General features: G+C 59.9%; 22 protein-coding genes. 5 read left to right on the top strand and 17 right to left on the bottom strand.

Annotated elements, in window-relative coordinates; translation table 11 throughout:
* Positions 1 to 96 precede the first annotated feature (96 nt).
* The 4 genes from AC13Q5_RS26345 to AC13Q5_RS26330 are packed head-to-tail and all read left to right on the top strand — an operon-like array spanning position 97 to position 3,528.
* Positions 97 to 894, top strand: a complete 798-nt coding sequence (locus AC13Q5_RS26345) for an ABC transporter ATP-binding protein (protein WP_488503697.1) — start codon at positions 97 to 99, stop codon at positions 892 to 894.
* Positions 891 to 1,640: an ABC transporter ATP-binding protein gene (locus AC13Q5_RS26340; RefSeq protein WP_488503696.1), complete on the top strand. Its 750-nt coding sequence runs from the start codon at positions 891 to 893 to the stop codon at positions 1,638 to 1,640. The genes AC13Q5_RS26345 and AC13Q5_RS26340 overlap by 4 nt, the downstream gene beginning before the upstream one ends.
* Positions 1,637 to 2,545, top strand: a complete 909-nt coding sequence (locus AC13Q5_RS26335) for a branched-chain amino acid ABC transporter permease (protein ID WP_488503695.1) — start codon at positions 1,637 to 1,639, stop codon at positions 2,543 to 2,545. The genes AC13Q5_RS26340 and AC13Q5_RS26335 overlap by 4 nt, the downstream gene beginning before the upstream one ends.
* Complete coding sequence (locus AC13Q5_RS26330) at positions 2,542 to 3,528, top strand: branched-chain amino acid ABC transporter permease (protein WP_488503694.1); 987 nt, start codon at positions 2,542 to 2,544, stop codon at positions 3,526 to 3,528. Before AC13Q5_RS26335 ends, AC13Q5_RS26330 begins: the two co-directional genes overlap by 4 nt.
* Positions 3,529 to 3,612: 84 nt before the next feature.
* Here AC13Q5_RS26330 and AC13Q5_RS26325 read toward each other — a convergent pair whose 3' ends face one another.
* From AC13Q5_RS26325 to AC13Q5_RS26300, 6 genes are all read right to left on the bottom strand, one after another.
* Positions 3,613 to 4,434, bottom strand: coding sequence for a carbohydrate ABC transporter permease (locus tag AC13Q5_RS26325; RefSeq protein WP_488503693.1), 822 nt, complete (start codon positions 4,432 to 4,434; stop codon positions 3,613 to 3,615).
* Between the two features lies 1 nt (position 4,435).
* The gene (locus AC13Q5_RS26320) at positions 4,436 to 5,302 is read right to left on the bottom strand and encodes a carbohydrate ABC transporter permease (RefSeq protein WP_488503692.1); all 867 of its coding nucleotides are present in this window, start codon (positions 5,300 to 5,302) and stop codon (positions 4,436 to 4,438) included.
* A 156-nt stretch (positions 5,303 to 5,458) separates the two neighbouring features.
* The gene (locus AC13Q5_RS26315; RefSeq protein ID WP_488503691.1) at positions 5,459 to 6,784 is read right to left on the bottom strand and encodes an extracellular solute-binding protein; all 1,326 of its coding nucleotides are present in this window, start codon (positions 6,782 to 6,784) and stop codon (positions 5,459 to 5,461) included.
* A 47-nt stretch (positions 6,785 to 6,831) separates the two neighbouring features.
* The gene (locus AC13Q5_RS26310; protein ID WP_488503690.1) at positions 6,832 to 8,346 is read right to left on the bottom strand and encodes a putative N-acetylmannosamine-6-phosphate 2-epimerase; all 1,515 of its coding nucleotides are present in this window, start codon (positions 8,344 to 8,346) and stop codon (positions 6,832 to 6,834) included.
* A gap of 67 nt (positions 8,347 to 8,413) precedes the next feature.
* Complete coding sequence (locus tag AC13Q5_RS26305) at positions 8,414 to 9,103, bottom strand: GntR family transcriptional regulator (RefSeq protein ID WP_488503833.1); 690 nt, start codon at positions 9,101 to 9,103, stop codon at positions 8,414 to 8,416.
* Positions 9,104 to 9,299: 196 nt separating this feature from the next.
* Positions 9,300 to 9,698 carry a hypothetical protein gene (locus AC13Q5_RS26300; RefSeq protein WP_075853206.1) on the bottom strand — a complete coding sequence of 133 codons (399 nt, stop codon included), beginning with the start codon at positions 9,696 to 9,698 and terminating at the stop codon, positions 9,300 to 9,302.
* 294 nt (positions 9,699 to 9,992) lie between these two features.
* On the opposite strand from AC13Q5_RS26300, the gene AC13Q5_RS26295 reads away from it, so the two are divergent.
* Positions 9,993 to 10,169: a hypothetical protein gene (locus tag AC13Q5_RS26295; RefSeq protein WP_167459824.1), complete on the top strand. Its 177-nt coding sequence runs from the start codon at positions 9,993 to 9,995 to the stop codon at positions 10,167 to 10,169.
* A gap of 307 nt (positions 10,170 to 10,476) precedes the next feature.
* Here the strand turns inward: AC13Q5_RS26295 and AC13Q5_RS26290 are convergent, their stop codons facing one another.
* From AC13Q5_RS26290 to AC13Q5_RS26240, 11 genes are all read right to left on the bottom strand, one after another.
* On the bottom strand, positions 10,477 to 11,214 hold the full coding sequence (locus AC13Q5_RS26290) for a L,D-transpeptidase (protein ID WP_488503689.1): 738 nt from the start codon (positions 11,212 to 11,214) through the stop codon (positions 10,477 to 10,479).
* Positions 11,215 to 11,599: 385 nt separating this feature from the next.
* Entirely contained in the window at positions 11,600 to 12,433 is an 834-nt protein-coding gene (locus tag AC13Q5_RS26285) for a heparin lyase I family protein (protein ID WP_488503688.1), read from the bottom strand.
* A gap of 250 nt (positions 12,434 to 12,683) precedes the next feature.
* The gene (locus AC13Q5_RS26280; protein WP_488503687.1) at positions 12,684 to 14,261 is read right to left on the bottom strand and encodes a serine hydrolase domain-containing protein; all 1,578 of its coding nucleotides are present in this window, start codon (positions 14,259 to 14,261) and stop codon (positions 12,684 to 12,686) included.
* 82 nt (positions 14,262 to 14,343) lie between these two features.
* The gene (locus AC13Q5_RS26275) at positions 14,344 to 15,477 is read right to left on the bottom strand and encodes a helix-turn-helix domain-containing protein (protein WP_488503686.1); all 1,134 of its coding nucleotides are present in this window, start codon (positions 15,475 to 15,477) and stop codon (positions 14,344 to 14,346) included.
* 272 nt (positions 15,478 to 15,749) lie between these two features.
* The gene (locus AC13Q5_RS26270) at positions 15,750 to 16,835 is read right to left on the bottom strand and encodes an ABC transporter ATP-binding protein (protein WP_075853210.1); all 1,086 of its coding nucleotides are present in this window, start codon (positions 16,833 to 16,835) and stop codon (positions 15,750 to 15,752) included.
* Positions 16,828 to 17,865 carry an ROK family protein gene (locus AC13Q5_RS26265; RefSeq protein ID WP_488503685.1) on the bottom strand — a complete coding sequence of 346 codons (1,038 nt, stop codon included), beginning with the start codon at positions 17,863 to 17,865 and terminating at the stop codon, positions 16,828 to 16,830. The genes AC13Q5_RS26270 and AC13Q5_RS26265 overlap by 8 nt, the downstream gene beginning before the upstream one ends.
* Positions 17,862 to 18,587 carry a ribulose-phosphate 3-epimerase gene (locus AC13Q5_RS26260; RefSeq protein WP_488503684.1) on the bottom strand — a complete coding sequence of 242 codons (726 nt, stop codon included), beginning with the start codon at positions 18,585 to 18,587 and terminating at the stop codon, positions 17,862 to 17,864. The genes AC13Q5_RS26265 and AC13Q5_RS26260 overlap by 4 nt, the downstream gene beginning before the upstream one ends.
* Positions 18,584 to 19,408, bottom strand: coding sequence for an alpha/beta fold hydrolase (locus AC13Q5_RS26255; RefSeq protein WP_488503683.1), 825 nt, complete (start codon positions 19,406 to 19,408; stop codon positions 18,584 to 18,586). The genes AC13Q5_RS26260 and AC13Q5_RS26255 overlap by 4 nt, the downstream gene beginning before the upstream one ends.
* Positions 19,408 to 20,226, bottom strand: coding sequence for a sugar phosphate isomerase/epimerase family protein (locus AC13Q5_RS26250; protein ID WP_488503682.1), 819 nt, complete (start codon positions 20,224 to 20,226; stop codon positions 19,408 to 19,410). The genes AC13Q5_RS26255 and AC13Q5_RS26250 overlap by 1 nt, the downstream gene beginning before the upstream one ends.
* Positions 20,226 to 21,302, bottom strand: coding sequence for a Gfo/Idh/MocA family protein (locus tag AC13Q5_RS26245; RefSeq protein ID WP_488503681.1), 1,077 nt, complete (start codon positions 21,300 to 21,302; stop codon positions 20,226 to 20,228). The genes AC13Q5_RS26250 and AC13Q5_RS26245 overlap by 1 nt, the downstream gene beginning before the upstream one ends.
* An 11-nt stretch (positions 21,303 to 21,313) precedes the next feature.
* Positions 21,314 to 22,132: a sugar phosphate isomerase/epimerase family protein gene (locus AC13Q5_RS26240; protein WP_488503680.1), complete on the bottom strand. Its 819-nt coding sequence runs from the start codon at positions 22,130 to 22,132 to the stop codon at positions 21,314 to 21,316.

Genomic DNA, 22,132 nt, shown 5'->3' with positions numbered 1-22,132 from the left:
GAGAATTAAAGCTGATTAGCGTGATCAATGCAAGTGTGATCACAAATCAAATAATCAGGGAAGCGGCAGCGAACGCTTTCCGGCCAGAGGGATCTCATGAGTACGACAACTGAACGGCATGGGGAGGAAGCCCGGCCTGTTCTGACGGCAAGAAACGTGATGCGGCGTTTCGGCGGCCTTGTGGCCGTCAACGACGTTTCCTTCGATGTGCGCCAGGGCGAGATCCTCGGTTTGATCGGCCCGAACGGCGCCGGCAAGACGACGATGTTCGATCTTCTGGCTGGCAGTGTTGCGCCGAGCAGCGGTGACATCGTCCTGAACGGCGCCGAAGTTGCAGGCGAGGCGGCTCATCGCCGCATCGGTCGCGGTCTTGGCCGCACCTTTCAGATCCCTCGGCCTTTTCCCAATCTGACGCTGCTCGACAATGTCATGCTTGCGGCTCAGGACCAGGCCGGAGAGCGGTTGCTATCGAATTTCCTGCGGCCGTGGAAAGTCGCCGCGCAGGAGAAGGCTGCCCATGCCAAGGCGATGGACCTGCTCGAGCTCGTTCATCTGACGCGCCTGGCGCATGAACCGGCACGCGTCCTATCCGGTGGTCAGCGCAAGCTTCTGGAGCTTGCCCGCGTCATGATGGCCGATCCTGCCCTCATCCTGCTCGATGAGCCGGCGGCCGGCGTCAACGCGACGCTTCTGGAAACGATCATCGACCGCATCCGCGATATCAATCAGCGCGGCGTCACCTTTCTCCTGATCGAGCACAATATCGATATGGTGACGCGCCTGTGTCATCGCGTGCTCGTCATGTCGAGCGGCCAGCTTCTTTGCGAGGGAACGCCGGAAGAGGTTGCTCGCGACCCGCGCGTCATCGAAGCCTATCTGGGAGGCGCGGCATGAGCGAACCCGTTCTCATCGTTCGCGATCTCGTCGCCGGATACGAGCCTGGCGTGCCGATCGTGCGCGGTGCCTCGATCACCGTTGCGGAAAAAGAGATCGTCGTCGTCCTTGGTCCTAACGGCGCCGGAAAGTCGAGCTTCATCAAGGCGATTGCGGGCCTTGTTCCGGTCGAAAGCGGTTCTGTGAAACTTGCAGGCGCCGAAATCACCCGCGCGCCCGCGCACACGATGGTGCGGCTCGGCCTCGCCTTTGTGCCGCAGACGGAAAATGTCTTCCCGCTGATGTCCGTCGAAGACAATCTAAAGGTCGCCGGCGGCATTCTGAAGCCGAAGGATGTGCCAGGCCGCATCGAAGAAATGTACGCAACCTTTCCGGATCTCGCCCGCCATCGTCGCATCGCGGCCGGCAATCTCTCGGGAGGGCAACGGCAGATGCTGGCGGTTGCGCGTGCCCTTATCGTTCATCCAAAGCTTCTCGTGCTGGATGAGCCTTCGGCGGGTCTCTCGCCGAAATTCGTCTCGATGGTTTTCGATATGCTGACCGAGATCCGCAAATCCGGCGTCACCATCCTGCTGGTCGAGCAGAATGCCAAGGCGGCGCTTGCCATTGGCGACCGCGCCTATGTTCTTGTCGAGGGCAAGGACAGACACGAAGGCGTTGCCTCGGAGCTCTGGAACGATCCTGTCGTTGCCGAACTTTATCTTGGCCAGCGACCGGCACCGTCAGTAAAGGGAGGCGCGGCATGAACCTGCAATTTATCGTTGACGGATTGCTGACAGGCTCGATGATCGGCCTTGGCGCTATCGGCGTGACGCTGACCTACTCGATCCTGCGCTTTTCGAATTTCGCCCATGGCGATTTCATGGCGTGGGGCACCTATGCGACGCTTGCGGTTGTCAGCGCCATCGGCGCAATCTTCGGCAAGGTTGCACCCATTGGCCCGCTCTCCTTCGGCTGGCCGCTGATCGTGGCGGTGATCGTGGCAATGGGCTTTACTGGCGTCCTTGCCCTTGCGCTCGATAAGGTGCTGTTTGCGAGACTGCGCACCAAGGGACAGTCGATCATCGTCGTCATGGCAAGCTTCGGCGCTTCCATGGCGCTGCGCAGTCTGCTCGAATTCCTCTTCACCTCGCGCCCGACCTATTTCAGCCGCGCGATCCAGATCGCCATGCCGGTCGGTTTCGGCATTCGCATCACGCCCGATCAGATTGCCCTTCTGATCGTCACCGCGCTTCTGGTCTTTGGCGTGCATATACTGATGACCAGAACGCAGACGGGTCGCTCCATGCAGGCGCTCAGCCAGAACCCGGCTCTTGCCCGCGTCGTCGGCATCGATGTCGCCAAGGTCGTGCGCGTGACATGGCTGATCGGCGGCGGGCTGGCATGCGTTGCCGGTGTCATGATCGGAATTCTCGTGCAAATCCGTCCGCTGATGGGCTTCGATATGCTGTTGCCGATGTTTGCCGCCGCCATTCTCGGCGGTATCGGCAGCGTGCCGGGCGCGGTTCTCGGCGGCTTGATCATCGGTCTTGCCGAGGCGGCGGCAGTTCAGCTTGTCGGTGCGGAATGGCGCGCCGCCATCTCCTTCATCATCCTGATGGCCGTCTTGTTCATCCGGCCGATCGGCCTTTTCGGAGTAAGAGAGCGATGATGGATATTGTTGGCTATGGCGCTTTCTTCCTGACCACGGCGCTGATTTTTTCCTTCATCACGCTTGGGCTGAACCTGCAATGGGGCCTGACCGGCCTCTTCAATGTCGGGCTGGCCGGCTTCGTCGCCATCGGCGCCTATACCTCGGCCCTGCTGACGACGCCGGATACAGCCGGGCGATTCGGCGGGTTCGATCTGCCGATCCTTGTCGGCTGGCTCGGGGCCATGGTCATCGCCGGTCTCGCTGCGGCGATCATCGGCATTGCGACGCTCCGGCTGAAATCGGACTATCTGGCGATCACCACCTTTGGCGTTGCCGTGGTCGTTCAGCTTGTGGCGCTGAACGCGCAGAAGCTGACTGGCGGTCCCTTCGGCATCGGCTTTATTCCCCGCCCTTTCTCCAGCCTTGCTGAAACGCCTCTGCTCTTCAATCTTGCCAATCTCGGCGTCGTCGTCGTCATGATGCTGATCGTCTATTTTGCGCTCGAGCATCTGGCGAAAAGCCCCTGGGGGCGTGTCCTCAAGGCGCTGCGCGAGGACGAGCGCGCTGCCATTTCGCTCGGCAAGAGTGCTCGTTTCTACCGTGTGCAGGCCTTCGCAGTCGGCGGCGCCATCATGGGGCTTGCCGGTGCCATACAGGCGCATTTCATCGGTTTCATCGCTCCTGACAACTATCTTCCGATCCTGACCTTCCAGGTCTGGGTCATGCTGATCGTCGGTGGTTCGGGAAGCAACAAGGGAGCTGTTATCGGCAGCATTCTCGTCTGGGGGATATGGGCCGGATCAGGTGCGCTGACGAGCATCCTGTTTTCGCCGGAGCAGCAGGCACGCGCCGCCTCACTGCAGATCGTCGCGATCGGCGTCATGCTCTGCATCATTCTGTTGGTGCGCCCCGGCGGCCTGTTCGGCGACATGCCGAAGCGTCGGCCGGCGGTCGCGCAGCAACCGAAGCCGGTCGCAGATGAGGGCAGCGCCGCTTCATAGGACAGCGTCGATATTGCTCCAACATCGTCTATGTCTTCAAAGAGCGGATCCCGGCAGCGTCGCCGGCGGCAGGACCTGCGGACCCTAGCCTTTAACTGCACCTGCAGTCATCGAGCCGGATAGCTGTCGATACATTATGAGGCCAAGGAGAGCCGGCGGCAGAGCGCCGAGGATCATGACGGCGGATGCCAGACCCCATTGCACGCCGCCGCCGCTGGCCGCAAAGAAGAACGAGGCGCCGACCGTCATCGGCACGGCGCGGTTGGTCGTCAGCATCAATCCGAACAGGAATTCGTTCCAGGCTGTGATGAAGCCGAAGATGAAGGTGGTGACGAGCGCGGGGCGGATCACCGGACGAATGACGCTGATCATGATCTGGAAAACGCTTGCCCCGTCGACCGTGGCGGCCTCGTCGAGTTCGATTGGTATGTCGGATATGGCATTGACCAGCATGACCAGCGCCAGCGGTATATTGACGATCGTCAGGATGAGCCCAAGGCCGATCCGTGTGTCGAGCAGGCCGAGCCACTGATACATCATGTAAAGCGGGATCGCGAAGACAACCAGCGGCACGGCGCGAAGGTTGATGACAAGCGGAAGCAGGATCTTCTGCCCGATTTCGCTGCGGGCGATTACATAGGCCGCCGGGAAGGAGAGCAGGATCGCCAGCAGCGTGCCAATGAGCGCTACCACCGTGCTGTTTGCGAGATAGAGGAAAATGTTGAAGCGCTCGGTTTCTGTCAGCACCTTCAAATAGTTGTCGAAGGTCGGTTGCTCGATCCACAGGCCGGGGTTGCTGGAAATCTCGCGCGTTGTCTTGAACGAAGTGATAAGGGTGACGAGGATCGGGAAGTTCATGGCCAGGACCACGATGCCGTAGACGATCCAGCGCAGAGGCTTCAGCATCTCATTTCTTCCTTCTCGTACCCAGCCAGTTCAGGCCGTAGAGAACCAGCAGCGATGTGATGAACAGCACGACGGAGGCTGCAACTGCCTTCCCGATGGCGCCTTCCTTGAAAAAGGCCTGATAGATGTAGATCGATAGTGATGTCGTCGATCCGCCTGCGCCGCTGCCGGTGAGAGCATAGACATTGTCGAACACGCGGAAACCGTCGATGAAGCGGATGAAGAAGGCGACGGTCAGCGTTGGCAGCATCAGGGGCAGTTCGATGCGCCATAGCCGCTGAAAGCCGGTTGCGCCATCCAGAGCGGCCGCCTCGCGTACATCTTCGGGAATGGCGATATAGGCGACGTAAAAGAGCAGAAAGGCAAACGGCGTCCATTGCAGGACTTCGACGACGACGAGCGTGCGAAAGGCGTTGTTATAGTCGAGGAAGGCCGGGCTGTCTCCGAACCACTCGAAAAGATAATAGGGCACGGGTCCGGCGAATTCATGCAGCACGAGGCGGTACATCAGACCGACCATGGCGGGCGCGACCATCAATGGCAGCATCAACGGCGCCATCAGGACCGGCCGCGCCGACAGCAGCGGCTTGAGAAAGATCGCCAGGAAAAGGCCGAGCAGGCACTCCGAGATAGCCGTGATAATGCCAAAGCGGAAGGAGAACCAGACCGATTGCCAGAAGGCCCCATCCGTCAGTGCCGCGACATAGTTACCAAAGCCGCTGATCTCAGGGCTGCGCAAGGTCTCGAACGAAACGGTCGAGACGGAATAAAGAAGATTGAGAAGAGCGGGAAAGCCAAGAAACAGCAGCAGAAACCCGACAAGCGGTGCCAGGTAGAGCCTGCCTTCGGCGCGTTTTACAAGAGCCATGGGGTTCGATCGCAGTGGCCGGATGCCGTCAGAGCCTTTTCGCTTTTCGTCGAATCGCGAAAAGGCTCTATTCTTCTGTTTTTACGCAATTCCGGACGGAAAACCGCAATACACTTTTCCTGGAATTGCTCCAAAGCCGGCACCCGGCCCTTGTCCTTATTTCTTCAAAAGATCCTGCATGCCTGCCTTGGTATGGGCAAGCGCATCCTCAAGGCTCTGCTGGCCGGACCAATAGCCGGTGAACTCCTTGGCCTGCAGCTCGTAGACCGAAAGTGCCTTGGCGGAGGTGGCGCCGGTCATGACATAGCCGTACTTGCTGGCGAACTCGCCGAGCTTCACGAGATCGGGACGCTCCTTGGCCACCTTGGCGACGACATCCGGCGTCAGGGCAGGCGAGCCGCCGGCGCGCGCATAGGCAAGGGCCGCATCCTCGGAGGACAGCCACTTGAGGAACTTGATCGCACCCTCCTTGTTCTGCGCGTTCTTGTTCAGGCCAAGGCCGAGGCCGTGAATGTGGTCGGTGCGCCCATTCGGCCCGGCGGGTGGCGCAACGATGCCGGTGACATCTGCGACGGCGGGGGACTTCTTCGCATCGGTGAGTTCGGCCGCCGCGGCGTTCCATTGCAGGGCGGTTGCTGCCTGCCCAGAGCTGAAGGCGGCATTGGTTTCGGCATATTCGTAGCTCAGCGAATCCTTCGGCGAGGCGCCGGCGTCGTAAAGCGTCTTGTAGAGCTTCAATGCTGTCTTATAGGCATCCGAGTCGATCGTGACGTTGCCACTGGCATCCATCCAGTCGCCGCCATAGGAGCGCGGCAGGGATTGGAACACCATCATGTTGAAGAGAAGGTTCTTCATCTGCAACACGGTGCCATAGCGAACCGGGCTCTGGCGGTTGACCTGCTTGCTGAAATAGAGCGAGGTCGCCGCCCAGTCGTCCCAGGTCCAGTCATCGGGCTGCTTGGGTGCCATCTCCTTGCCGAGATATTTCTTGGCGATCTCGGCATATTTGGCTTTTGCATCGGGATTGGCAATGAGCGCGTCGACGAGATCTTTGCGGTAGTACATGAAATGCAGCGACAGGTCCGTCGGCACGCCATATTGCTTGCCGTCGAACTGCATCGTCTTCAGCACCGCATCGCCGAATACCTTCGAGGCATCGGTACTGAGCTCGATCGGCTCCATATAGGGTGCGTAACGCCCGATCGAATAGGTTGCGACCAGGTTGACGTCGAAGGCATTGGAGCCGGCCGCCATGTCGGCCTGCAGCTTGTCGAAAAAGCCGTCACGGTTAAAAAACAGGAGCTCGACCTTGTCGGCGTCAGAGGCCGTCTTGTTGTAGAGATCGGCGGTGGCCCGCAGCGCCGTTTCCTCCGAACCTCCCGGCCAGCCGAGGATGACGACCTTCGCGTTTGCCAGCCCCGGCAGCGCGGCGGCAGATAGCATCAGGGCGAGCATTGCGGACGATATGCGCTTGAATTTCATTTCTGTTCCCTTTCCTTATCATTATTGGTTGGGCTAGGCAGGTCTGTTTATCGATGGCGTCCGGCAAGGTCTGCCGCGCCGATGATGCCGGCATGGTGACCGAGGCTTGCGGCAACCAGGCGCGGCGCCAAATGCGACGGAAGCCCGGCAAGCTGCACGCCGATGGCTTCGAGATAGCCGGCCGCCAGACCTATGCCGCCGCCGATGACGATGCGTTTCGGTGCAAACATCATCTGGATGTCACGGCATAGAAGTGCGACGCGCGATGCGGACTGCGTGACGATCGCCTCGGCCCAGCCGGTGCCCTCGCGCGCCTTTCGAAAGATCTCGGGGGCTTCGGCTGGATGCCCGGCGCGGGCGGCTTCGGCCGCCATCCATCGACCTGAAACGACGTCCTCCAGTGGCGACTGGCCGTGCGTCGGTCCACGGAGCAGGCCGAAATGGCCGGCTACACCCAATAGCGGCCGCCCATTGACCACGACGCCACCGCCGATCCCCGTCGATATGGTCAGGAAGACGGTATCCTCGTTGGCGCCGGCGCCGAACCTGTGTTCGCCCCAGGCTGCTGCCTGAGCATCGTTGACGGCGAAAGACGGTTTGCCGAAAAGCTTGCTGGCCTGCGCTACCAGCGGGTAGCCGTCCGGGATTGCAAGCGTTGCGGGATTGAGCGCCGACCAGCGCCCGTCGTCTATCAAGCCGGTTGCGGCGATGCCAACACGTCCGTATTGGCCGATCCAGGACTTTGTGTGCTCTGCAATGGCTGCAAGCCAGGCGTCTGGACCTGCCTCGCGGCGGGTTACGATGGTCGTTTTCCCAAGCACTTGCGCGCCTCGAACCAACGCCGCCAGGGTCTTCGTGCCGCCGATATCGATTGCGAGCGTTGCGCCATCACGCTCGGAGAACGCAGCCGAAACGGCAGCGTCGAACCAGGATGTGACGTGCTCGGTCCGCGTGATCGCGGAGCCGACGACGACGGCGCAGGCGCCGGCCCGCACGGCATCCGCCGCGTGTTCGGGGGTGCGGATGCGTCCCTCCGCGATCACATGGGGCGTGAGCTCGCGCATGGCGGCAATCAGTGCGATATCCGGTTCCACCGGCTCGGGGCCACCGACATAGCCTGACATGGTGGTGCCGACGAAGTCGACGCCGGCGCTGAGCGCGCGTTTCGCATCCTCCAGGCATGAGCAATCGGCCATGGACAAGAGACCGCGCGCCTTGATGGCGGCAAGCAGCGCCTCGATCGTTGCCGGCCGCGGCCGGTCAGTGGCGTCGAAGGCGATGATGTCGGCGCCGGCATCAGCCAACGCCTCGACGTCGGCGATAAAGGGGGTGATGCGCACCGGGCTGTCATCAAGGTCACGCTTGATGATACCGATGATCGGCGCGTCGACGGCGACCCTGACGGCTGCGACATAGGCTGCCGACTCGATGCGCAACGCCCGGGCGCCGGCGGCCAGCGCAGCACGCGCAAAGCCGCTGACGAAAATAGCCTCATCCATCGCCCCGCCCGGAACGGGCTGGCATGAGACGATGAGGCTCAGATTGAGATCTTCCTTGCGCATTCGGCACCCCTTTTGGAGCGCAACGATAGAGAATGATCACCAGAAAGCAACCGGTTTTAAACTGGTATTATCTTTGCAGTTCGAAAACGAAGTCATAGACCTCGCCCTTGTAGCGAGTCTCGCAATATTCGACGATCTCTCCATCGGCGAGAAAACACCGCCGTTCGGTCGTCAGAATTGGCGCGCCAGGCTCGCAGCGCAGATGCTGCGCATCTTCTAGCGTGGCGGCACGCGCCCGCATGCGCTGAACGGCACGCCTTGGAAGGACGCCGCGCTCGGCAAGCGCTTCGTAGAGGGAGTCGCCGACAAGCGAAGGTGAGGGGAGGAAGCGTACCGGCACGGCGGCATGTTCGACGGCGATCGGGGCGCCGTCGGCCGTCCGCACCCGACGCATTCGCAGGACCTGCGCATTGGCGGAGATGCCGAGCGCCATCATTTCGGTCGGCGAAGGGCGGGTTAACTGCTTGGAAATCCAGACGCAACCCGGTTCCATTCCACGGGCACGCAGGTCCTCGGAGAAACTGGTAAGGGTGGAAAGGGATTTTTCGACGCGGGAGCCGATCTCGCTGCGCGCGCCCTGCCGTCGGCTCAACATGCCTTCCTCTTCCAGCATGGCGAGTGCTTTTCGAACTGTGACGCGCGACAGGGAGAGGGTTTCGGCAAGCGATCGCTCGCCCGGCAATACCGAGCCGGATTTGAAGGCATGGCTGCGAATGGCCGCTTCGATCGCGCTCTTGAGTTGCTTGTAGAGCGGCATCCCCTGAGCGCCGGAAGCCAGTTCTTTCCTCACCAGTTCGATAATATCAGTTGCCAAGGCAAACTTCCTTTGATGGCACGATGACGAAAATCTCGTCTCGTTCGAGACTGGTATTATACTGTACAGGTTTTTGCGATCTGTCGAGGCGGGCAAAGGGCATACCGGTCCGCTGATACGGGCCGGTATGCAGTTCGTATTAGGAGGCTAGAGCACGACGTTCGGTCTGTGCCGGCATGGCTTTACCGGGAACCCGCAGAGGGGCCTTCGCGACGACGGGAGAGACGGCAGGTGAAATGCGGGCCGTATTGGCCTTCGCAGCTCCCAGCCAGCGAAGAATCGCGTCGAAGCCGGGCTGGGCAGCCCGCTTGAATTCCGGGCTCATTTCCTCATCCATGCCGCAGAGCGAGGCAATTTCCTGGAAATCCACACGTCCTGCCCGAAGAGGGGGACGCGACTGGAAAACGATCAGGCCGATCATGAAGCCTTTGATATTCTCGAAGCTACGCGGCTGAAGCAGCGGCTTGAGCCGCATATCGCAAAAATCCGAGATCTTGCGCTGGAAAACGTCAGAGGCAGAGCTTTTCTTTATGGGCATTATTCATTCCTTGCAGGCGACATCATCCAATAGTCGGGGTGTGGCCCGCTAAAGCACGCAGGTTAACGAAGCGCAAACAACCGACCGATTGGCCGCTTTCAAATCTACGATGCGTCGCCATTTGGCAAGCGAAAGATCGATCACGCTTCGGTCAGCACCGTCTCCGGCATGAGGTGGCGGCAAAAGGCCAGAAGTCTTGTCGCCAGGCCATCAAGACCATGAAAAAACTGTAACTTGCCTCCCGCGCCATTGAGAGCGACATTTGCCTCGCGCCGGAATTATGAGGTGAAAGACATGTCAGTCTTGGAAATGCTAGTCAGACGCCGGATGCAGGAAGAATATGCCAAGGGTACATCGCCAGAGCGCATATCGCGTCTCCTGCAGGAATTCTTCAACGGAGCAGAAGCCTCCCAAGCTGATGTCTCCCGTTCAATGGATAGTGCCAATGAATTCAAGATTGCAGATGGTTAGGCTGTGATCTTTGCATGAAACAAAGCGCTGTTTCACGGGAAGTTTTACGACGCTTTGTTCATTTATAGTGCTCTTTCGATCTGGCCTGCCCATGTTGGCAGGCCTCATTCAGCAGGCGAATGGCTTCGCGCGTAGCGGAGCTGCGGCGGACATGGCGCTGAATGATCTTGTCACCTGCTCCTCTCTCGACGTCGTCGTTTCCGCCATGACGCAAATTGAGAGGCCAGCAGTTTAGAACCCGGTCGCCGCGATTTCTCTCAGTCAAATGATGACTGCTTTCGGCCCTGCCTGGCAGCCCTGGCCGCGATCAGAGCACGACGACCTTTGTTCCCACGCCGACCCGGCCATAGAGATCCATGACATCCGGATTTGCCATGCGGATGCAGCCGGAAGACACCGCCTTGCCGATCGAGTTCGGCTCGTTGGTGCCGTGGATGCGATAGAGGGTGGAACCGAGATAGAGCGCTCTTGCTCCAAGAGGGTTATTGAGGCCGCCCTCCATGTGGTCAGGCAATTCTGGGCGGCGAGCGATCATTTCCTTGGGCGGCGTCCAACCGGGCCACTCCGCCTTGCGGCTGATCGTCTCCGTGCCCTTCCAGGAGAAACCTTGCTTGCCGACACCGATGCCGTATTTGAGGGCAGTTCCGTCGTCGAGCACGAGATAGAGGCGCTTTTCCTTGGTGGAGATGACGATGGTGCCGGGGTCGTAGCCAGAGAAGCGCACGACCGTACGCGGGATCGGCGACTGCGCCAGACTGGCCCGCTTGTCATCCTTGAGGCCCGGACTGAACTGGGGAGACACCGCATTCCGATCGATCGAAGCCTGCCGCCGCGGACGAGGAGCTGGCGGATAATCACTGTCTTCATCGTCGTTATAGTTATAGGGGTCACCCCGATAGTAATAGCCATCGTCGAGACGCGGATCGTCGCGATAGCGTCGCGGCGCCTCTCGCAAATAGCGTGGAGCAACATAGCCGCCGTCCAGGTCATCGCCGTAATCCGGCAGATATCTCCATTCCTGCGCATGCGCAGCAGTGCTTGCCATCAGTAAAGCCAGAGCGGGCAAAAGAACAAATTTCGTAGTCTTCATGTGATAACCATACTTCCCGAAGAACGCATCGGATTGCGCCCCGTGTCGACGGGGTATGCGTGCCGCAGACAATTCCGGAAACGGCGGGCGTAATTGTGGCAGCGGCGATCGAAAGTCGTGTTTTTCCGACCTGTTTTTGAGGTGCTGCTACCGATACGCGATGCGTAAACGGGAGGCCGCACGGCGCGTTTCTGTCATCGACCCGAAAAGATTCTCGCAGCTGGCGTCTACCGAAGACGGCCTGACCGGTTATCGAGCGGGACACTGTTCGTTGGAATAACCTCCTCTACCAGTTTGTCGAACCCGCCTGGCTCTGGCCGAACGAAACGGCACCGGATGATTACTTGGTGGATATTGCCAGTTTCGACCAAGCGGGATCACTGGAAGGATCCGTCGACCAGAACTGGATATCTGCGAAGTCGATTGACTGCACGATATCGGGCAAAGTGTCCCTGTAGATCCCAAAGCGCGGTTGAACGTCGATGAACGGACGGCCGTCTTGATGGCGCATACCGTGATCGAGAAAGCCGAGGCGCCCCGTATAGGAAGTGTCGCAGGCGCGTCCGTTGAGATGGACCTGCAGAGAGCTTGCTCCCTCCTGCAAGCTCGGCTTCAGCATCACATTCACATCGTTCCAGTCACCCACATTCAGGTGCCAGGGACCGCAGATTATCTTGGACTCACCGGCGTTGCAGTCGGCGCTTCCGCGCACCTTGGCAACGAAGTTCGCCCCTGTTTCCGTCGGTATGGCCTCGATTTTGAATAGCGGATTTGCCGCCTGGCAAGCTCCAAGAGGTTTCGTCTCTTCCGTTGGGATGTTTTGCTTTACCTGATGGATGACGGTGCGGTTGCCAAGCCCCCGCCAGGGGGCTTCGAGCCGAAAGGCAAAATGATACCAAGTCGGCTCATCGAATTTGATGACCTCTTTCCTGATCTGGATTTCTACCCGTTCCGTCGGCGCATCGCCGACACTCTGGTCCGGGGCGTCACCTGGATGCACCGTGATACGCAATATCGGCCTGGAAGGGGAGGAGAGATCGCAAACGATACGCGATCTCCATGAGGCAGGATCCAGCCTGCTGCTGATCCGCCAGAGCTTCGATGGATGCTCGCTGTCGGCGGCGCATAAGTCGGCAAAGCTGCCCGCCAGGGGAGACACGGCTTCCTGTGCCATGGCGTGCGATCCGTTCAAAGCACCCAGGCATAGTAAAACGAAGACAAGCTGCAGAATTCTCGAGGTCATCATCGTCGGTCTTTTCTGAAAGACAGGATAGGGTCTGGGAAGCGGCGGCTCCAGCCAGCTTTCTTGACCAACGATATTGGTTGCAAAGCCTCAGTTCATTTCTATCGGTCGAAAATTGTGGGTCAAGCGTGTTTCGATCGGCAACGTCACGCTGGGCACTGCAGGGGTGGATGGACGCCAGTCAATCATCCCGTTTACCGTCGGCGGACAGTTTCCAGCCTTCCTCATCGATACGGCTGATATTGAGCTTGTCACCGTTGAGCGACAGGACATATTTGATCTGCGTGCCGTATCCTATGTCTTGCATGTCGATCACGAATGTATGCCCATCCGACCACCTCCCTTTGGCGGCGGGGATGTGGCCCGGGTAGTGGCCGGAAAGCGCGGGCTGGCCTTTGCGATAGAGCCCGTCAAGTCCGATCGGTACGCCTTGCGCGATTGAAGAGCCCGCCGGATAACGCAAATACTGTTCATATTCGAGATGCGGATGAGGGCCGGTCAGAAATAGGGTAAGTGACCTTAATTCCAGATCGTTGTCGGGAAATTTATAGGTTTTTCCGGAACTGGTGGAGGCCATCTCCGGGGTTGGGCCAACGGCTGTTGGTTTCTCAACCGCAGCATCTTTGGTGATACTGGCAAGCTGCTCGGCCGCGTTCGGGTTTGGGGGAAGCGCAGATTCGGATTTGACCGCCGAGGAAACATTATCAGCCAGATTGCGGAGCGGGACATATTTTCTGGCGGTCGTCACAACCACGATATCCAGATCGGGAAACACCGCTATATTCTGACCATCCTTGCCGTTCGCCATGTAAACGTGCCGTTCGGGCAATATCCAGAAGAAGTTCGAGTAGCTCTGGCTGGGATCGTATGATGCATGCGTATTTACGATCCTGTGGTTCAAAACATCCGCCCAGCCGGCTGGAAGAAGTTGCCTTCCCTCCCACTCGCCATGATGCAAATACAGATAGCCGAATTTTGCCATGTCGCGCGGCAGCAAGAACAGCATCCCGTCTCCGATTGTCAGACCTTGGGGATCGCGGTCCCAATGCAAATCGGTAATGCCTAGGGGAGCGAAGAGCTTTTCGCGCGCATAATCCTCCTCGGGCTTGCCGGTAAGCCGGGTGATGATCGCGGAAACGAGATCCGGGTTGCCGTTGCTATAGTTGAAAACTTCTCCTGGCGGATGGGCCATGGGGCGATCAAGAATGAATTGGGTCAAATTGGACGCCCGGTACATATCCTGCATTGTTTGCTGCGTACCGCCCTCAAACCCCTGATCCCAATCGAGGCCGGACGTCATGTCCAGAAGGTTTTGAATCGTGATCGCCTTCTTTCTGTCGTCCACATTGGCAATGTGCCGGTCGGCGAAGAAGTCGAGTACGGGATGATCGAGACGGTCGAGCAGGCCGTCCTTATAGGCCATGCCGAGAAGCGTGCCGGTAACCGCCTTTGTGGAGGAAAATATCTCGTGCGGAACATCCCCAGTATAGGGCGCATAATAGGCTTCAGTGACAATGTGCCCGTGACGCACGACGAGGAGGCTGTCAAAATTGTGACTTTCCCCATAGGCGACAAGCTTGGCGAGTGCGGCGGAATCCATGCCCTGCTCTTCCGGCGTTGATGTCAGCCATTCTTTGGTCGGCCATACCGAATTATTCGTGTCCTGCGCCCGAGCAGGCTTGAAGTGAGCGAAGGCGAGCAGAGCGCACAGGCTCAACATCGCACTCAAGACGAAACGTTCTTTGATTGGTACGTTCATGGCGGTCTCCTATCTTATGGAGACTATGCCGCGCGGAGCCCGCGCATTCTCGCCGAAAATTGGAAAATGACTTGCCGATTTCTCACCGCGGCTTGCCGATTATAACATTCCTTGCTGCATCCGGCTGTTTCGCCGTCGGCTGGGTGAGGATTTGACGGCGAAATTCGGTCGGCGTCAGGCCTGTTTCTGCCTTAAAGGCTCGGTTGAACGGGCCGAGCGACTGGAAGCCGGCATCCATGGCGACCGTCAGGATCGACACGTCCTTTTGGCTGGGATCGGCCAGAGCCACCTTGGCTTCATCGATCCGATACCGGTTGAGAAAGGCGTTGAAATTGCGGTAGCCAAGACCTTCGTTGATAATTTGACGCAAGCGATATTCCGGCAGGCTCATAAATGCGGCAAGAGAGCCGATGGTCAGCCCTTCGCGACGATATATGCGCTCGGTCGTCATCAGGCGCTCCAGGCGAGCGAGAAGTGTCGGTTCAATTCCTGGGCTGCCTTCCGTTTCGATCGGAGCGGAAGAGGGCCTGTCGACGGATGTAGCTGCCCGTTCGGAGATAACGGCTTGATCGGGCGAGGCCGTGCGGAACACGCTCCAGCCGGCAAGCGCCGCCAACAAGCAAAGACTAATCCCGTTGGCGAGGTTTCGCGCCGAGGCGGACCATGTCAGGATGGCGACAGAGGAGAGATTGGCGATCGCATTGAACGCGATATAGGTCAGCGTTCCCATCAGCACGGCGACGCGCAACCGTCGTCGCCCGGCAACCAAATCCATTCGCCAGCTCGCAATCGTCTGCATCATTGCGAGCACCCCGAAGCTGAGATTGGCGACCGTAAGAACCCGATTGATCGCCGAGGCTGCAGAAGCCGATACGATGCCATAGGAAGCAATCAGCGTCAGGCCGACCAGGGCGATCCAGACGTTGCGATGCCAGGGCCGGAAGACAAAATCGTCGTCGAAAACCACCCGTGCCCAGAGCCAGAAGGCGATCGAGCCGCTCGATGACAGTGCGATGAGTGGCAGCCTTGCCCAATGCCACTCCGACGGCAAGCCCGGTGCGTCGATAATCGCAGAGGCGGAACCGGCCGCAGCCAGGGCGGGGCGAATGAATTCTGCGGGGCGATGGCGCAGAAAAACGGCGGTCATCATCAGCAGCAAACCTGCGGCCGCACCACGACAACCGTTATCGAGAGCAATGAGGCCAGCGCTGCTCATGCCCCAAGGGTCTCCACCGCGACACAGTTCAAGAATGCACGGCGGCGAGTGGCCTGAGCATGTTGGCACCGAGCCAGATGCTTGAGAGTTACGGCGTCATCGTCAGCCGATAACGTTGCCAGCTGATGGCGCTTCCCGAATTCATTCGCGAGATCGGGACTTCGTGGCAGGTTGGAAGGCATGTGGGAACCGCCTAAACAGTTACAATCCGTCCGAGGATATGTCCGGCAACCATTTTCTGCCCCAAGGGATAGGATGACCTCGTGCGATCGTCAATTCAGCTTGGCGAGCGATTTTCCCTCATCGTCGAAGAGATGACACATGCCCGGATCGATATGGAGTGAGATCGGTGTATGGAGTGGGGTGGTGTCGGCGCCTTCTGTCTGGACGACAAGAGAATGACCCGATGCGGTAGCGACGTGAAAGATCGTCAGGCCCCCAAGCCGCTCTGCAAGCACGACCTGTCCTGTAAACTGATCGCCTTGGCCGATACGGATATGTTCGGGGCGGATTCCAAGCGTCAGTTTTGAACCTACCTTCACCTTTTCGGAAAAGACTGGAACGGTCATGGTGCTTCCGCCGCCCAATGCCACGGATATGCCATCTGGGCCGATGGTCTCAGCCGTTGCCGGCAGCAAATTCATCTTCGGCGAACCGATGAAGCCGGCCACGAAGATGTTTGCGGGGGTATTGTAAAGCGCCAGCGGCGAGCCGACCTGCTCGATCCGGCCGCCGTTCAAGACGACAATCTTGTCGGCCATGGTCATTGCCTCGATCTGGTCGTGGGTGACGTAGATCATGGTTGCGGCCAGTTCGTCGTGCAGGCGCATCAGCTCCAGCCGCATGTTGACGCGCAGCGCTGCGTCGAGATTGGAAAGCGGTTCGTCGAACAGGAATATCTTCGGATTTCGAACGATCGCACGGCCGATGGCAACGCGTTGCCGCTGGCCACCCGACAGATCTTTCGGCCGGCGGTCGAGCAGATGCGTCAATTCCAGAATCTTTGCCGCTTCTTTGACCTTCTGATCGCGCTCGTCTGTCGAGACGCCGGCGATTCTGAGCGCAAAACCCATGTTGTCGGCGACAGTCATATGCGGGTAGAGCGCGTAGGATTGGAACACCATTGCCAGCCCGCGTTGCGACGGATCGATATCGTTCGAGCGCTTGCCGTCGATCATGAGATCGCCGCCCGTTATTTTCTCGAGACCGGCGATCATGCGCAGAAGCGTGGACTTGCCGCAGCCGGAGGGGCCGACGAAAACGACGAATTCACGGTCGTCGACATCCAGATCGATGCCCTTGATCACCTCAAGTGCGCCGTAGGACTTACGGGCGTCGCGGAGTTTGAGATTAGCCATTGCTGGCCTCCTTTTTACCGGCAGATACAGACGTACCAGGTTTGTCCGTGCTTTTAGGGCTCATCGGCTCGAAGTCAGCTTTGCCGTAGCCATCGAAGATGAGGCTGGCGGCCCCGATCAGACCGGCATGGCGCCCGAGCTGTGCGGCAACGATCGGCACGTTGCGATAGGCGGGCATGGCGCGCTCGCGAACCGTCGCCACCATTTGATCATGCAGAAGATCGAAGCCATGTGAAATTCCGCCGCCCATGACAAGCACGTCGGGGGAATAGAGGTGGAGCAGATTTGTAAAGCCGATCCCGAGCCACCGCGCCTCGGCATTCAGCAGCTCCAGGGCTTCCGTGTCGCCCTTTCGCGCGGCTTCGACGACATGCCGCCCGGTGACGTCGGCATCGGCGGCGAGCGAGCGCAGTACCGATCCGTCTGACGGTCTGGTACGGGTGGTTGCACGCCTGCCGAGCGCCGTGCCGGAGGCGACTGCCTCAAAGCAGCCGACTGCCCCGCAAAAACAACGTTCGCCCTCGCTCGTGATCGTCATGTGGCCGATCTCGGCAGCGAGGCCACGTCTGCCGTGCAGAATCCGGCCGTCGGCAATCACGCCACCGCCGATACCAGTCGATACTGTGACGAACACCATCGATCCCGCCCCACGGCCGGCGCCATATCGCCATTCGCCAAGCGCTGCCGCGTTTGCATCGTTTTCAAGCCGTACGGGCAGCTGGAAGTGGCTGTGGAGAATGTCCGCCAGCGGAACTTCATGCCATCCGACCAGGGTCGGAGCGGCAATGACAACACCGGCGTCCGGATCGAGCGGGCCAGGCGCGCCGATCCCGATCCCGATTGGAGAAAGATCGGGCGTTTCCGTCAGCACCGTTTCGGCCAGCAGTTCGATCTGCCGGATGACGGCGGCCGGGCCTCCGGCCGCGTCCGTCGACAGCGACGAGAACGCCAGAAGGCATCCGGCATCATCGATAAGCGCAGCGCGAAGCTCCGTTCCACCGAGATCGAATGCAAGAGCGACCTTTTTCACGAAATTCGGCTCTCCAACCCATGCAGCCAGGCAATACGGTCGCCAAGGTTCTTGTCGCCGAATGCCAGCGACCCGAGAACCACCGTCTGTGCTCCGGCCTGGCGCAGAAGCGGCACCGTCTGCTCGCGAATGCCTCCATCGGCGGCGAGTATGATCTGATCCTCGCGGCCGGCTTTTCTCAGGAGGGAGCGCGCTTCGACCAATCGGTCGCATGCCTTTTCGGAAAGGCTTTGTCCTTTGACGCCGATCGAGGTTCCAAGCAGCGTGACGAAGGCGACATGATCGATGAAAGGCTCGATCGCCGATACGGGCGTCTCCAGTCGTAGCACCACGCCAGCTTCGGCACCCAGCTCCTTGGCAAGTGCGATTGCGCGCAAGCCCGCATCGCCGTTTTCAGCATGAACGCTGATCAAATCCGCGCCCGCCTCTATGAATTGGCGCGTCTGTTCCTCGACGATTTCGGCCTCGACCATGAGATGGACATGGATCGGCTTGGCGGTCGACTTGGCAATGCGTGCGACAAAATCCGGAAAGAACAGGAAACCCGGGGTAAAGCGCGCGTCGGCAACATCGATGTGATGCAGATCGACATAGGCTTCGATGCGCTTGAGGTCGGTTTCCATATTGGCAAGGTCGGCCGACCAGAGCGAGAATTCGCCGAGAAGCCTGTTGCGGGGAAGCGCTGCGATGGCCGCCGGGCCGGAAAGGGGTTTGGACGTCATGATAGAACAAAGCTCCGGATTGTTTTGGATGCTAGAAAATGCGCAATGGCGTCTTGGACTTCGGCAAAATGCCTGATCTTGTCGACAGCCTTGGCGGTGACTTCGACAAGGCTTGCGTCTGGAATGACATCGGTGAGTGTCTGCGCGCAGGAGAGCGGATGGATCGCGTCCTGCCGGTTGCCGATGATCAGGGTGGGCATGGCAAGGACGGCGGCAGCTGCCTGCGGAACATCTGGCCCGTCTGCGGCGATATCAGCCAGAACAGAGGCAAAGGCGACGGCATCTGGCCTGTCGAAATAGCCGAGCAGGGAAGAGAAGTTGTCCGGTGCTTCGGAGGCGATCCGTCGCCCTATTTCGGAGGCGACAAAACGCCTTTTGGCCTCCTCGATCGGGTGCGAACGGATCAGGGCGGCGACGGTGCGGATCGGCTCGAGATTGTCTGGCGATGCCTCGAAGGTCCAGGCAGGGCGCACGAGAACGAGCCCGGCGACCCGGTGGGGGTGATGATGGGCAAGATGCAGGGCAATGGCCGCGCCCATTGAAATACCGCCGACGACGAAGCGGTCAAAACCGCATTCAGTCGCCGCGGCCAGAACGTCCTCGGCAAACATACGGATCGAAAAGGGCCGCGCATTGCCGAGCGAGGATGCGCCATGTCCACGGCACTCCAGCGTCAGCCGGCGAATATTTGCGGCAGGGACATTCTGCGCCACCTGCATCTCATCGCCGCCAAGACCATGCTGAAAGACGACCGGAAGCCCCTGACTATTCTCATAGACGGCAAGTTCCGCATCGCCGCGCTTGAACGTTTTCTTTTCCATCAGATCAACGCCTTGAGGAAGCCGGCGACGCCGGACGCTTCCGAAGCCGAAAGGCCATGCGTCACGAGCGGTCCGTCGAAATTCACGGCGCGCAGCCGTGCGATGAAGTCGGCAAAATCCACCACACCTTGCCCGGCGGTTGCGAAGCGGCCGTCGGCATGACGATCCTTGGCATGGGCCAAGGTGATGTGACCGGCCGAGGTTTCGATCGCCTCTGCGACGATCGCCCTTGCTTGCGCCGGCGTCGCCTGTTCGAAGAGATTGGCAGGATCGAGCACGATGCGCAGCCGCCGGGATCCCATCTCGCCGATCAGCCGGCGGGCATCGCTTGCCGAGGTGACGATATTGGCCTGCTCCGGCTCGATGCCGAGATCGACGCCGTGCCGCTCAGCCAGCTCCAGAGCCTCCGACATTTCCGCCGCCATGTCGGCCCAGGCCGAAGGATCGCCATTGTCGGGATGATGAGCCCATTGATCATTCGGATCGCGCGTTCCTGTGCAAAGCGTCACCAGCGGAATGGCGAGTGCTGCTGCCGCTTCGATGACGACGGCGAGCTGGGCAAGGCCTGCCCGGCGCACGGCGATCTCGGGGTGAGCCATGTTGTAGGTACCCGACAGGGCGGCAAGCGAGATGCCCGTCGCGTCTACGGCCGAACGAACCGCTGCGATCGTCGTTTCCGAAACGGCATCGGGCATGGACGGGAGGCCGCAGCAGGCAAGATTGAACTGTGCGCATGCATAACCGCTGTCGCGTACTGCCGAGAGAACGCCGAGCGGCTCCGTTCCGGGAAAGGTCTTGGCGAAGATCCCGATCTGCATCAGACCGCTCCCGAAACCGATGCGAGTTCGACGCGCTCGCCCCGTTCGACCGATCGGGCGATCGCTACCATTGCGCGGATGGAGGCAAGGCCGTCCTCGACATTGGCGCCGCGCATCGGCGCGCCGTTCAGCGCAGTATCGGCAAGCCCCTCCAGTTGCCGGCGGAAGAAATGGCCGTCCGCACCGAGCGGCTTTCTGCTCGTCGCATCCTTTTCATGGAAGATTTCCACTTCACTCGAGCGGAAGTACCAGGGATTGAAGGTCTTTGCGAGAACCGAGCCGTTCTCGCCGTAAAGCTGGAAACCCTCGTGCCAATCCATACGCACGGCAACCGTCAGGTCCAGATGCCCGAGGGCAACATTGGCAAACTCGGTCTCCACGAACCAGCAATAGGCGCCGGCGCGTTCCAGAAGCCGCGCGCGAACCGCGACGATCTCGCCGCAGAAGAAGCGCGCGGTGTCGACCAGATGCGAGCCATGCGCCAGCATGAAATATTGCCTGAGATCAGCCTTGGGATTGCCTGATGGTTTGCGCGCAAGCTTGCTGGTGACGGGCAGGGGCTGCACCGCATCCGTATTGGTGTAGCGGTGGGTGGAGTCGCAATACCAAGCCTTCATTGCAAAGATCTGGCCTATGTCGTCGCGCACGAAATCGCGCGCCGCCTCAAGCGCCGGATCGAAGCGCTTCATGTGCCCGACCTGCAGGATCTTGCCCGATCGACGTACCGCCTCGGCCAGCTGCTGCCCTTCCTCGACGGATACGCCGATCGGCTTTTCGCAGAGCACATGCTTTCCAGCTTCGAGTGCCTTTATGGACATCGGCACGTGATAGGCGTCAGATGTCGCGACGATCACGGCCTCCAGATCCGGATCGGCAAGCATGGCATCGTAATCGTCGTACATCTTCTGCGGCTCATAGGTCGCGCCCATGCGGGCGAGAAGATCGGGCGCCGCATCGCAGATCGCGTAGAGATCGGCGTTCCGCGCCTTGACGCAGGATTCCAGATGCGCGAATTGCGCGATCGGCCCGCAGCCGAGCACTCCGACGCGAAGACGGCGACTTTCCTTTTCGATCATGGTTCTGTTCCTTATGCGCCGTAGCCGCGCATGGTTTGGCGATTGGCTTTGACCGCAGCGGCGGGATCGGCGCCGGCCGTCTCGGATTCTTCCTCCAGCACCAGCCAGCCATTGAAGCGTGGGGCTGCCGAGACGAGATCGATCACGGCTGGCGTATCGAGAACACCCTTGCCGAGCATCGCCCATCGGTCATGCGCATCGACATCCTTCAGATGCAGGTAGCGGATACGGTCCTGATAGGTGCGCATCGTGTCAAGCATGTCGGCATGTCCCCGCAGGATATGGCCGGTGTCCGGCACCCAGCCGACCAGGCTCGGGTCGAGCAAGGCGAAGATGCGGTCGTAATCGGCGCGGTCGAACAATAGCGTATTGTGATGCGAGCTCGGATGCACGGCGATCTGGACACCGGCGGCCTTGCCCAGCTCTCCGGCGCGATTGTAGAACTCGCCAGCAATGGCGAACTTGCCGTCTCGCGGACCGTCGGACACGACTGTTGCCGAACCGATGGAAACGAGTGCTCCCGGAAAATGCGCGGCATAGTCGATCCAGCGCTTCGACGTCGCCAAGTCATCCTTCATCGCGTCGGCCACCGTAAAGCCGCTCTTGGAACCGAAGGCGAAGGAGACGAGTGTCAGGCCGTAGTCCTTCAACGCATTTGCAAAGGCATGCGGGTCTGCGGCATAGCGGCCGATCATCGTGTCGGTGATTTCGATGCCCGAATAGCCGCCGGCGGAAATGGCCGAGAGCAGGTCGTCTGCCGTTCCCGCCCAGGCATTGCCGAGCATTTCCCATGTAAACGTCTGGCAGCCGACTTTTATGTCCTTGCGCAT

The sequence above is a fragment of the Martinezella sp. CNPSo 3964 genome, from assembly GCF_057784375.1.
This window is presented reverse-complemented; position numbering and strand designations above follow the sequence as displayed.

Coding starts and splice junctions, on each gene's coding strand:
- AC13Q5_RS26315 (WP_488503691.1), bottom strand. CDS start 6,784: ATGAAATTCAAGCGCATATCGTCCGCAATGCTCGCCCTGATGCTATCT.
- AC13Q5_RS26245 (WP_488503681.1), bottom strand. CDS start 21,302: ATGATCGAAAAGGAAAGTCGCCGTCTTCGCGTCGGAGTGCTCGGCTGC.
- AC13Q5_RS26240 (WP_488503680.1), bottom strand. CDS start 22,132: ATGCGCAAGGACATAAAAGTCGGCTGCCAGACGTTTACATGGGAAATG.
- AC13Q5_RS26340 (WP_488503696.1), top strand. CDS start 891: ATGAGCGAACCCGTTCTCATCGTTCGCGATCTCGTCGCCGGATACGAG.
- AC13Q5_RS26275 (WP_488503686.1), bottom strand. CDS start 15,477: ATGAGCAGCGCTGGCCTCATTGCTCTCGATAACGGTTGTCGTGGTGCG.
- AC13Q5_RS26290 (WP_488503689.1), bottom strand. CDS start 11,214: ATGGCAAGCACTGCTGCGCATGCGCAGGAATGGAGATATCTGCCGGAT.
- AC13Q5_RS26325 (WP_488503693.1), bottom strand. CDS start 4,434: ATGCTGAAGCCTCTGCGCTGGATCGTCTACGGCATCGTGGTCCTGGCC.
- AC13Q5_RS26300 (WP_075853206.1), bottom strand. CDS start 9,698: ATGCCCATAAAGAAAAGCTCTGCCTCTGACGTTTTCCAGCGCAAGATC.
- AC13Q5_RS26260 (WP_488503684.1), bottom strand. CDS start 18,587: ATGACGTCCAAACCCCTTTCCGGCCCGGCGGCCATCGCAGCGCTTCCC.
- AC13Q5_RS26330 (WP_488503694.1), top strand. CDS start 2,542: ATGATGGATATTGTTGGCTATGGCGCTTTCTTCCTGACCACGGCGCTG.
- AC13Q5_RS26305 (WP_488503833.1), bottom strand. CDS start 9,103: ATGCCGCTCTACAAGCAACTCAAGAGCGCGATCGAAGCGGCCATTCGC.
- AC13Q5_RS26295 (WP_167459824.1), top strand. CDS start 9,993: ATGTCAGTCTTGGAAATGCTAGTCAGACGCCGGATGCAGGAAGAATAT.
- AC13Q5_RS26250 (WP_488503682.1), bottom strand. CDS start 20,226: ATGCAGATCGGGATCTTCGCCAAGACCTTTCCCGGAACGGAGCCGCTC.
- AC13Q5_RS26280 (WP_488503687.1), bottom strand. CDS start 14,261: ATGAACGTACCAATCAAAGAACGTTTCGTCTTGAGTGCGATGTTGAGC.
- AC13Q5_RS26320 (WP_488503692.1), bottom strand. CDS start 5,302: ATGGCTCTTGTAAAACGCGCCGAAGGCAGGCTCTACCTGGCACCGCTT.
- AC13Q5_RS26285 (WP_488503688.1), bottom strand. CDS start 12,433: ATGGCACAGGAAGCCGTGTCTCCCCTGGCGGGCAGCTTTGCCGACTTA.
- AC13Q5_RS26310 (WP_488503690.1), bottom strand. CDS start 8,346: ATGCGCAAGGAAGATCTCAATCTGAGCCTCATCGTCTCATGCCAGCCC.
- AC13Q5_RS26335 (WP_488503695.1), top strand. CDS start 1,637: ATGAACCTGCAATTTATCGTTGACGGATTGCTGACAGGCTCGATGATC.
- AC13Q5_RS26345 (WP_488503697.1), top strand. CDS start 97: ATGAGTACGACAACTGAACGGCATGGGGAGGAAGCCCGGCCTGTTCTG.
- AC13Q5_RS26270 (WP_075853210.1), bottom strand. CDS start 16,835: ATGGCTAATCTCAAACTCCGCGACGCCCGTAAGTCCTACGGCGCACTT.
- AC13Q5_RS26255 (WP_488503683.1), bottom strand. CDS start 19,408: ATGGAAAAGAAAACGTTCAAGCGCGGCGATGCGGAACTTGCCGTCTAT.